The following is a 9891-nucleotide window of genomic DNA, read 5'->3' as shown; positions in this document are numbered from 1 at the left end:
TGTTTTTGTCGACATTGGGGTCAAACAGGATGGCCTGGTCCATATCTCCAAGTTAAGCGATCATTTCGTCAAAGATCCCAGTAAAGTAGCTTCAGTCGGTGATATTGTGACGGTTTGGATTGAATCGGTTGATCTTGATCGGCATCGGATCCAGTTGACAATGGTCGATCCTGAAGGTTAGGTGAAAATTTTCAATGAATGATCAAGAATTACAAACGTTAGTCGAAACGATTTCAATCAAATATTTTGCCAAACCGTTCGTCCACCGTGCATACTTTAATCGTCGGCTAAAAACGACTGGCGGTAGATATCATTTAAGCGATCACAACATTGATATCAACCCCAAAATGGACGATGGCACCACCCACGAGGTATTGATCGGCATCATCAAGCATGAATTGTGTCATTATCATCTCCATTTGGCGGGATATAGTGCCGGCCACAACACCAAGCAGTTTAAACAGCTGTTAAAAGCGGTTGGCGGCTCACGGTACGCGCCACGAATTAACGGTCGCACGTCGCAAATCAAATATTTTTATCGATGTGTGTCCTGCGGGATGGAGTATCATAGAAGAAGAAGGATTAACACCGTCAAGTACGTTTGTGGCCGTTGCCATGGCAAATTGCAGCTGGTTAACGAGATCAAACAACAAGGCGCATAGAAAGGAGATTTGGCATGGCAAAACTTATTATCAGAGTCCCAGCGACTTCAGCAAATCTCGGATCGGGAATTGATTCGGTTGGATTGGCGCTGCAGCTATATTACACAGTGATTGTGGAAGAAAAAACCGACGAGTGGAAAGTCAATCACGCACTTGGAAACGACATTCCAACCGATGAAAATAACCTGATTGTGCAAGCAATTCTCAAAGTGAACGCGGAGATTCATCCCCACCAGCTCACGGTTATTTCGGACGTTCCCATCGCCCACGGCTTAGGCTCAAGTACGACGGCAGTGGTTGCCGGTATCAAAATTGCGAACAAATTAGGTGATTTGGGGCTCTCAATTGAAGACCAGATTAATTTGGGTGCCAAATTTGAAGGTCATCCGGAAAATGTTGCCGCCGCTTTACTGGGGAGCTTGGTCGTTTCGAGCTATGATGGTGACCAAACGATCGCCACATCGATTTCGATCCCCGATATTTCGGCTCTGATGTACATTCGACCAGATGGTGTCAGCGAGGAAAAGAGTCGCCAAAAACTGCCCAAACAGCTTGATTATGATCAGGCGGTTCAGCAAAGCAGCCGGGAAAACGTCTTTATTGCGCTTGCGGCTCAAGGCAAATGGGACCAGGCAGTCTCTTTAATTGAAGCGGATCAGCTTCATGAGCCTTATCGCAAGGACTTGGTTCCTGAAATCGATACGATTCGAAAAACTGCCCACAAACTAGGAATTTACGGCACGTATTTAAGCGGTGCGGGGCCAACAGTTGCGACGTTAGGCGATCAAGCGTCGTTAACACAACTTCGAATTGAATTGGAACAACAAAATTTAAATGGTAGTCTCAGGCTTTTGCGAATCGATACGGAAGGTGCAACCGTCCGCGGCGAATAATTTTTAAAAAGGGTTTGTCAATTGAGAAAATTTCTGCTATAATTTTTAATTGTTGATGCGGCCATGGCGGAATTGGCAGACGCGCAAGATTAAGGATCTTGTCGGGATTATCCCGGTGGAAGTTCGAATCTTCTTGGCCGCATGGTTAAAGTTCGAATCACTATCATCTAAATAGTGATTCGGACTTTTTTATTGTGTTGTATGTGATCTATTTTTCAAATAATAATATAGTTGGGGTGTCGGAATGAATTACTTGATTTTTGATGTAGATGGAACATTGATTGATACTGAGAAAATGTACATGCTGCCGTTACAAAAAACGCTCAATGAAAATGGCTATGATTTTTCGTATGCCGACGTGGTCAAAGTATTTGGGATTACGTCACTTGATGCTGTCAAAATTCTGGGAGTCAGCGATCCGGAAGCCATTCAAAAACAATGGTTTGCCAAAATTAAAGACTATACCCAATACACAACCGTTTATGACGGAATCGAACCTGTTTTGAAGACCCTTCACGACCGGTCGGATGTCAAGATGGCGATCGCAACTTCCAAGCAAAAGGATGAATTTGAGCGAGATGTTACCCGGTTTGGCTTGGATCAGTATTTTGACAAATTTGTATTCTCAAATGAAATCAAGCATGGCAAGCCCGCTCCTGATATGATTTTAAAGGGGATCGAAAAATTAGCAGCCGATCCGGCTTCAACCATTTACGTCGGAGATACGGTGTATGATTTAAAGGCGGCTCACGCAGCTAACGTCGGCTTTGCTTTGGCGGGATGGCGAACGGAGAAAACAGCTGACTTCCAAACCAGCGACTATGATCTGAAGACGCCGGGCGAGCTGTTATCAATTGTGTAGTTAACGGTCAATGATCATGTTTTTGTGATATATTTGGTGTAAACAAGTTTCGTCGATAGAGACAGAAAATAGGTGAACAATTTGATTTCAATTCTTGTAGTCAGTCACGGTGATCTGGCCAACAGTTTGATTCACACGGCAGAAATGATTGCCGGAAAACAGGAGCAGGTTCAAACCGTCACGTTGGCACCCAATGATGGTGTTGACTCTTTGTCCGCAAAGGTTGACGCTGCGATGGCTAAGCTGCCGGCTGATCAACCGACGTTAATTTTCGCAGATCTGTGGGGTGGGTCGCCGTTTAACGCGGCAGCACAAATTGTCGGAAAAAATCCGACTCATACCGCCTTAATTGCCGGGGTTAATTTACCCATTCTTTTGGAAGCCTATATGGCGAGAAATTCAACACTGACTGAATTGGTGAATAAGATAACCGAAATTTCAACCGATTCAATTCGCCGGTTTACAATGCCGACACAAGATGATGATTTGGGAGATGATTTGCTATGACAATGGATATTCGACTTGCCAGAGTGGACAGCCGACTGCTGCATGGTCAAGTGGCAACTTTTTGGACGCGACACGTCAAACCCAATCGGATTATGGTGGTTTCCGACTCGGTCGCAAAGGACCCATTGCGTAAAACACTAATTACGCAGGTTGCACCCCCTGGTGTGAAAGCCAACGTCGTGACAATTAACAAAATGATTCGGGCCTACTTTGATTCCCGCTTTGACTCATTTAATACCTTGCTGTTGACCGAAACCGTTGAAGATATGTTGAAGCTGGCAGAGGGTGGCGTTGATTTTTCCAAGATTGGCGTTAATATTGGCAGCATCGCCTATGCGGATGGCATGACCATGTTGACTGACGCAATTTCAATGAACCCAGAAATTGCCAAACAGATTCGGACGTTGGCGGGTGATTTTAAGTTGGATGTCTATGCGCAAAAGATTCCCGCCGAGAAAAAAGAGAATCTGTTAACGTTACTGGACAAAAAAGGTTTTTAATTTGTAGAGGATAAATTAATGAGCTTTGGATCGTCAATTTTAGTGATGCTGATTGCATTCGTCGTCGGCGTAGACGGTATTTTAGACGAATGGCAGATCTTTCAGCCAATAGTCGCTTGTACACTCATTGGTGCCGCGTGTGGAAATTTAACCGCCGGCATCATTTTTGGCGCGACTTTACAAATGATTACCATTGGCTGGATTAATGTTGGAGCCGCAGTGGCACCGGATATCGGACTGCCTGCCGTTGTTTCGGCGCTGTTGGTCTGTGGACCGGTGGCGCTTAGTATTAAGCACGGGATCGCGCTGACAATTCCGCTGGCGGTAGTTGGTCAATTACTGAATGTCTTTATTCGAAAGACGATTGTTAAAATTACCCACCAGGCAGATCAGGCAGCTGCGACCGGTGATCTGGCCCGCCTCACTCGGGTACACTTATTAAGCATGGGCGTCCAAGGCCTTCGGGTGTTGATTCCGACTATCTTGGTGATGCTGATTTCACCGCAGGCGATCAAAATGGTGATCGATGACATCCCCAATGCAGTGACCAATGGGATTGCGGTTTCAATCGGGATGATTGCCGCCGTCGGGTTTGCCAACCTGATCAACATGATGGTGAGTCGATCGTTATGGCTGTGGTTTTTCCTGGGATTTTTGATAGCGATATTCACCCACATTAGCATTTTTATTTTGGCAGCAGCTGGGCTTATCGTTGCCATCAGTTACGTTTGGGTGATGAACAAACGCCACGGCTCGTCCGCTGATGACGGTGGAAGTGGCGATGAATTGGACGATTTTGATAAGGAACTGGATGACTTGTAAGGGGGAAGAAGCGTTGATCAAAACGATGACTCATAGTGACTCAAACAACGGCGGTCCAATTCGGCTGCGATCAAGCGACTTTCTTCGCATCTTTTGGCGGTCCAGCTTTGAGCAGGGGTCTTGGAACTTTGAACGGATGCAAAACGTTGGATTTGCCTATATTATGGCCCCCGCTATCAATCGCCTCTATCCGGATTTAAATGACCGCAAGCAGGCGATGAAACGGCACCTGCAATTCTTCAACACGGCGCCAATTATGCAGTCGCTGATCACCGGTGTCGTCCTTTCCATGGAAGAACAAAAAGCCAATGGCCTGCCGGTTAGCGATGAAAGCATCAATTCGGTTAAAACGGCTATGATGGGGCCGATGGGTGGCTTTGGCGATCCTGTCTGGCTGGGAACAGTTCGGCCGGTTTTATCCGCATTTGCGGCTAGTTTGGTTTTGACTGGATTTGGCATTTGGGGGCCAATTCTGTTCTTCTTTGCTTGGAACATTTTAAGGTTGGTTTTTCGTTATTTGACGCAGATGGCCGGCTACCATCGGGGTGCTGATATTATTAATGTTTTTAATACCGGTCTCATCAAAAATGCGGGTAATGCGACTTCCATTTTTGGGACGTTCATGATGGGCGCAATCGTTGCCCGTTGGGTTAAAGTTGATTTTGCGTCGGTTTCGACGTTTATTTCAAACCATACGCTGGTTCAAGTGTTGAATTCAACGGTCGACGTGCTGGCCCCAATTGGATTGACGTTTGTTTGCATTTGGTTGATTCGAAAACAAGTTTCGCCCATTTGGATTATTTTAGGGTTGTTTTTATTGGGAATCCTGGGTTATATGGTTGGCGTTTTAGTTTAAATCAGGATACATAAAACGAGAGTGAAACACGAGCATTTGCTCATGTCTCACTCTCGTTTTTTAATTTGTTAATTAATAGCCGGTGTAACTGGAAGTCGACGATTGATCAGCGCCTTGGCCATCATCAGTTGCCGTTTGTGTCGATTGTAATTTTGAAGATTTACTCAAACCAAGTGATGCGCGAATATCATTAGAGACCCGCAATAGTTCAGTTTGTGGAACCACCTGATAGGAGAGACCATCGATCATGGCGTTTTCTCCTTGGAGTGTTTGTGACTTAATGTGGTGGGTTGCATCACCGTACTTGGCCCGAATGGCAATCATATCATCAAATGTCATATCGGTTTTCATATTTCCGGATAGCGATGACAAAATCGACTTGTAACGGGGAAGGGAAGTAATGTTAAGCCCCTTCATGACCAACTTCTTGATGATTTGGCGTTGACGAGCTTGACGTCCGTAATCACCACGGGGATCGTCATCACGCATTCTGGAGTAATCCAGTGCCGCACGACCGTTTAAATGAATCTTCTTACCCTTGACGACGTTTGCTGCACCATACTTAAATGTCAGTGGCGGGGTTACGTCAACGCCACCAACGGCATTGACCATCTTTTCTAAGCCGCCCATATTAATGATCGCATAGAAATCAATCGGAACATCCAATAGATTCTGAACGGTTTTAACAGCTGTCCCAGCACCACCAATTGTATAAGCAGCGTTGATTTTTTCATATGGCTGGGTATCACCTGGGACGACAACCTTAGTGTCCCGGGCAATACTGGTCAAATGAATGGTCTTCTTCTTCGGGTTGACGGAAGCAACGATCATCGTATCCGTTCGGCCGGTATCGTGTCGGCCTAAGGCACCGGTATCAGTTCCTAACAAAAGGATTGATAATGGTTTACCTTGCTGAATGACTGAAGAAACATTTCTAGCCTTTTGGACATTTGTAGAATCATATGTCTTCGTAAAGGTTGACTTGGCACTTTTATAAGCACTGTAACCCCAGACCAATCCGCCGCCTAGCGCGAGGAGTAGTACAAAGAAAATACTCCAACCGATAATTCGGCGTCTTCGATGATTCTTTTTCTTATAGTGGGGCTTTTTATCCGACCGTCTTGAATAGACTGGTTCAAAATCGTTATTATTATCTTTATCTGATGGCATATTGACTCCTCATTTACAAAAAAATTCTTACAAAAGTATATTGCAGTTTAGTATTGGATTGCGTAAATTTCAGGTTATTTAAACATTATTTAACAATTGTAAGTGTCGTGCGTACAAAAACTTCTTTAATTATAACAAACTGTGGATTTTAATTGTGCTATAATGTTTCATTGTTATTGTTTTTTTAGAATTGAGGAATGAATATGGGTGTATTTTACAACGCAGTTTCCGGGGTTTTAATCATTCTGATCATGATTGCCCTGGGCTTTATATTGGCGAGAAATGACTGGTTTGATAGCAAGATGACCAGCATGATTGCCCGGCTGGTCACTCAAGTTGTACTGCCGGCCTACATGATTTCCACCATTATGGAAAAATTCACTGCCCAAAAGCTGCTGACCACGCTTCCGGACCTGTTTTTTCCAATTGTTTCGATGCTTTTGCTTTATTTGGTTTCAATTCTCGTCGTCAAGTTTACCAAGATTCCCAAAATGCATGCCGGCTTGTTCATGTCGATGTTCTCTAACTCCAATACGGTGTTTGTCGGGTTGCCGGTCAACATGGCCTTATTTGGGAAATCGAGTTTGCCATTTGTTCTAGTTTACTACATGGCCAACACCACATTCTTTTGGACACTCGGTGTTTACCTGATTCAAAAAGATGGTAAGGGTGAGGGGCATTTTAGTTGGAAGCAGACCCTCAAGAAGGTTTTCTCGCCACCGCTGCTGGGCTTTATGGTCGGCGTTATTCTTGTTTTGATGCACGTAACCTTACCAGACTTCTTGATGGAAGATTTTAATTACATAGGGAATTTAACGATTCCATTATCCATGATTTTTATTGGAATTTCGATTAACAGCGTTGATTTGTCCAACCTTCATTTTGATCGCAGCAACTTTTTGATTTTGTTTGGTCGCTTTTTGCTGGCACCGCTCGTCATGTCACTTTTGGTTATTCCAACGCCGCTGCCGACTTTGATGAAGCAGGTGTTCATCATGCAGTCAGCAATGCCGATTATGACCAACGCGCCGGTTGTTTCCAGGCTTTATCACGCGGATTCCGAGTACGCGTCAATCATGGTTGCCGAAACGACGCTGCTGAGTTTAATTGTGATTCCGGTCTTGATGGTATTGGTTGAGAAGCTCTAAGAGAAATGATAAACTAAATGCGTTGATTGAATCAACGGAGTGTATTGAGAATCGATTAAAAGGTGACTACGGTCATCTTTTTTATCATCAATATTTGTGAATAAATTAATTTGAGTAAAGAGGATGTAACTGTGCCTACGTTAGTTATTATGCGTCATGGCGAAAGCCAAGCGAACCGCGATAATATTTTTACAGGCTGGAGTGATGTATCACTCACTGATAAGGGAATTTCGCAAGCCCATACCGCAGGGAAGGTGATTGCCAAGTCCAAGCTGGCCTTTAACGATGTTCACACGTCGTTTTTAAAACGCGCCATTATGACCACCAACATTGTGTTGGATGAGATTGGGCAAAACTTTATCCCCGAACATAAGTCGTGGCGGCTTAATGAACGTCATTACGGCGGGCTTCGCGGTAAAAATAAACTAAAAGTTAAAGAACAGGTCGGGGCCAAGCAACTCAAAATTTGGCGGCGGTCGTTTACCGTGGTGCCACCACTATTGACCAAACGTGATGAGGATCCCCGTTACGACCGTTATGGCGTTCAAATTCCGCTGGGAGAAAGCCTCAAAATGGCCCAGCAACGTTTGATTCCCTATTGGATTGATCAGATTGCACCGCGTCTACTGGATGGTCAAAACCAACTGATTGTCGCTCACGGCAGCACGCTGCGGGCACTAATTAAATTTTTGGAGAACATTTCAGACGAAGACATTCCAAACGTTGAAGTCCCAAACGGAAAACCAATCCGTTACGACTTTGACGATCAGTTAAACATTGTCAATAAACAATTCATGCAGTAACGATGATGGTGATGAGAGCAAAAAAATACGACAAATCAGAAATCCTGATTTGTCGTATTTATTATTTATAAGCGATTAGACGTGAAGTTAAGCAAGGGCACCCATTGGATCCCAAGGCTTCAACACGATTGGTTCCTGCTTTTGAGCATCGAGTTGCGCATCCGTCAGGTACTTTTTGTTAATCACGAATTGATAAACAAATTCATTCATCCAGTCGTCACTCATGACAAAGTAACCCTTGGTGCCAACTTTTTCGCCCCAGCTGTTTTCAACTTTCCACTTGGTAGGTTGACCATTAACCAGATCAACACCGGTGATGACCATGGCGTGGGTCATCAAGCTTTCACCGTAGTCCAAGCGTTCTGCTTTAGACATCGAAAGGTCGGAATCAAATAATTCATCTGGTGCGTATAAATTGGTATCCATGATGCCTTTTTTGGTGTTGGAACTTTGACCAACATCACTTCCGAACCAAACTGATTCGCCATTTTGTAACTGCTTAATGGCCAACTTCTTAAGGTCGCTCATTTCCAAGTTTAAATGCTTAACCGGACGGCCGTTAACGACGTTTCCGAGCATTTCGATGGTGTAAGTCTTGTTAAATGGCTTATCGTCCGTGGGTGAATTAATCAGTGACACGTAATCCTCAAGGTTGAGGTTAACGTACTTCTTGAAAAATTCCTGTGGGGTGATGCCGGCATCAATGTGATAATTGTGGTCTTTATCGCGGTACTCGAAGTCAAATTTGGTTGCTGGTTCGCCAAGGGCGTATGTCAGCATTCGATAAACTTCGTTGAGCATGGTGTCCTTTGTTTCAGCAATTTTTGCTTCTGAAGCATTGTCGGCGACCAGCTCTCTTAGGACTGTCGCGTCGTGTCTGAGTTTAAGGTTCAAATATTTGTTTAACTGAGCGGATCGATTGCTGTTAAATGTTTCCGGCATTGCGGACTTTGGAACGATGCCGTATTTTTCAATTAATGCGCAAAGCATGTCCCATTGGCCACCGTCTTGTTGAGGGGTTGCCATCAACCAGGCGACTTTCCGTGAACTCAAGGGTTTATCGGCAGTCTTGAGGACGTTTTCCAAAAAGTAATTGGATTTTTCGAATTTATCCCAGAAGTTCGTGTAGTTTTGGGACAGTTCAAAGTCGTCGGCGACCTTGTAAGTGTTCATCAGGTGAATCCGCATGGTGTTTAACGCGGCAAACATCCAGCAACGGCCACTTTGCTTTTGATCAGCAACTTTTCCCGTTGTCAGGTCAATTGAAAAGACCGGTGCCATCTTGCTTTCAGCAGTGAAGTCTTCACTGGTTTCAAGAATGCCTTGATGGGTAACGGCACGTTCAATCACTTTGGAATCTTTTCGATTATCAAGATTCTTTTGGTACTTGTTGATTTGATCTAAATTAATTTCTGCTGTCAAAAATGATCACTCTCCTTAATAACCTTTTATTTTACGCTCATTTTTAGTAAAGAGCTAGTCATACGGGGATTCTGGCGTCACAGAAAAAGTGAGGATCACGACGCAATGATTTCCTGGTACGCTGGCCACTGCTATTCCGCAAACGATTCAACTTAATCAGCCTTGCGCAAAAAAGACGGAACCAAACGTTTCGTTTTATTCCGTCCACTGTTGATGATTTAGATTTTTAACTTATCTGGCGTGAAG

The 9891-nt window shown here is 44.3% G+C and carries 12 protein-coding genes and 1 tRNA gene; 11 read left to right on the top strand and 2 right to left on the bottom strand.

Annotation, left to right across the window (positions count from 1 at the left end; all coding sequences use genetic code 11):
• The 9 genes from AB3112_RS05010 to AB3112_RS04970 form a co-directional block, all read left to right on the top strand.
• Window positions 1-181 (top strand): S1 RNA-binding domain-containing protein (locus AB3112_RS05010; protein ID WP_367334055.1); only part of this gene is annotated, 181 nt, incomplete at its 5' end.
• 13 nt (window positions 182-194) lie between these two features.
• Window positions 195-662, top strand: a complete 468-nt coding sequence (locus AB3112_RS05005; protein WP_057910315.1) for a SprT family protein — start codon at window positions 195-197, stop codon at window positions 660-662.
• Between the two features lie 14 nt (window positions 663-676).
• Window positions 677-1555: a homoserine kinase gene (gene thrB, locus AB3112_RS05000; RefSeq protein WP_084998544.1), complete on the top strand. Its 879-nt coding sequence runs from the start codon at window positions 677-679 to the stop codon at window positions 1553-1555.
• Window positions 1556-1612: 57 nt separating this feature from the next.
• A tRNA-Leu gene (locus AB3112_RS04995) sits at window positions 1613-1697 on the top strand.
• 102 nt (window positions 1698-1799) lie between these two features.
• The gene (locus AB3112_RS04990) at window positions 1800-2417 is read left to right on the top strand and encodes an HAD family hydrolase (RefSeq protein WP_084975017.1); all 618 of its coding nucleotides are present in this window, start codon (window positions 1800-1802) and stop codon (window positions 2415-2417) included.
• Window positions 2418-2498: 81 nt separating this feature from the next.
• The gene (locus AB3112_RS04985; RefSeq protein WP_084975158.1) at window positions 2499-2924 is read left to right on the top strand and encodes a PTS sugar transporter subunit IIA; all 426 of its coding nucleotides are present in this window, start codon (window positions 2499-2501) and stop codon (window positions 2922-2924) included.
• Window positions 2921-3424 carry a PTS sugar transporter subunit IIB gene (locus tag AB3112_RS04980; protein ID WP_084975019.1) on the top strand — a complete coding sequence of 168 codons (504 nt, stop codon included), beginning with the start codon at window positions 2921-2923 and terminating at the stop codon, window positions 3422-3424. Before AB3112_RS04985 ends, AB3112_RS04980 begins: the two co-directional genes overlap by 4 nt.
• Window positions 3425-3442: 18 nt before the next feature.
• Complete coding sequence (locus AB3112_RS04975; RefSeq protein ID WP_084975021.1) at window positions 3443-4246, top strand: PTS sugar transporter subunit IIC; 804 nt, start codon at window positions 3443-3445, stop codon at window positions 4244-4246.
• Window positions 4247-4271: 25 nt separating this feature from the next.
• On the top strand, window positions 4272-5102 hold the full coding sequence (locus AB3112_RS04970; RefSeq protein WP_179136564.1) for a PTS system mannose/fructose/sorbose family transporter subunit IID: 831 nt from the start codon (window positions 4272-4274) through the stop codon (window positions 5100-5102).
• A gap of 72 nt (window positions 5103-5174) precedes the next feature.
• On the opposite strand, the gene AB3112_RS04965 is transcribed toward AB3112_RS04970, so the two are convergent.
• Window positions 5175-6272, bottom strand: a complete 1098-nt coding sequence (locus AB3112_RS04965) for an LCP family protein (protein ID WP_057910310.1) — start codon at window positions 6270-6272, stop codon at window positions 5175-5177.
• Window positions 6273-6475: 203 nt separating this feature from the next.
• On the opposite strand from AB3112_RS04965, the gene AB3112_RS04960 reads away from it, so the two are divergent.
• Both AB3112_RS04960 and AB3112_RS04955 read left to right on the top strand, forming a co-directional pair.
• On the top strand, window positions 6476-7420 hold the full coding sequence (locus AB3112_RS04960) for an AEC family transporter (protein ID WP_367334054.1): 945 nt from the start codon (window positions 6476-6478) through the stop codon (window positions 7418-7420).
• Between the two features lie 131 nt (window positions 7421-7551).
• Window positions 7552-8223 (top strand): 2,3-diphosphoglycerate-dependent phosphoglycerate mutase, encoded by a 672-nt coding sequence (locus AB3112_RS04955; RefSeq protein WP_084975027.1) that lies wholly within the window; start codon window positions 7552-7554, stop codon window positions 8221-8223.
• A gap of 87 nt (window positions 8224-8310) precedes the next feature.
• Here AB3112_RS04955 and AB3112_RS04950 read toward each other — a convergent pair whose 3' ends face one another.
• The gene (locus AB3112_RS04950) at window positions 8311-9645 is read right to left on the bottom strand and encodes a C1 family peptidase (RefSeq protein WP_084975029.1); all 1335 of its coding nucleotides are present in this window, start codon (window positions 9643-9645) and stop codon (window positions 8311-8313) included.
• Between the last annotated feature and the right edge of the window lie 246 nt (window positions 9646-9891).

It is taken from the genome of Lentilactobacillus sp. (assembly GCF_040773105.1).
Taxonomy (GTDB): domain Bacteria; phylum Bacillota; class Bacilli; order Lactobacillales; family Lactobacillaceae; genus Lentilactobacillus; species Lentilactobacillus parabuchneri.
This window is presented reverse-complemented; position numbering and strand designations above follow the sequence as displayed.

Coding starts and splice junctions, on each gene's coding strand:
- AB3112_RS05005 (WP_057910315.1), top strand. CDS start 195: ATGAATGATCAAGAATTACAAACGTTAGTCGAAACGATTTCAATCAAA.
- thrB (WP_084998544.1), top strand. CDS start 677: ATGGCAAAACTTATTATCAGAGTCCCAGCGACTTCAGCAAATCTCGGA.
- AB3112_RS04990 (WP_084975017.1), top strand. CDS start 1,800: ATGAATTACTTGATTTTTGATGTAGATGGAACATTGATTGATACTGAG.
- AB3112_RS04980 (WP_084975019.1), top strand. CDS start 2,921: ATGACAATGGATATTCGACTTGCCAGAGTGGACAGCCGACTGCTGCAT.
- AB3112_RS04975 (WP_084975021.1), top strand. CDS start 3,443: ATGAGCTTTGGATCGTCAATTTTAGTGATGCTGATTGCATTCGTCGTC.
- AB3112_RS04970 (WP_179136564.1), top strand. CDS start 4,272: ATGACTCATAGTGACTCAAACAACGGCGGTCCAATTCGGCTGCGATCA.
- AB3112_RS04965 (WP_057910310.1), bottom strand. CDS start 6,272: ATGCCATCAGATAAAGATAATAATAACGATTTTGAACCAGTCTATTCA.
- AB3112_RS04960 (WP_367334054.1), top strand. CDS start 6,476: ATGGGTGTATTTTACAACGCAGTTTCCGGGGTTTTAATCATTCTGATC.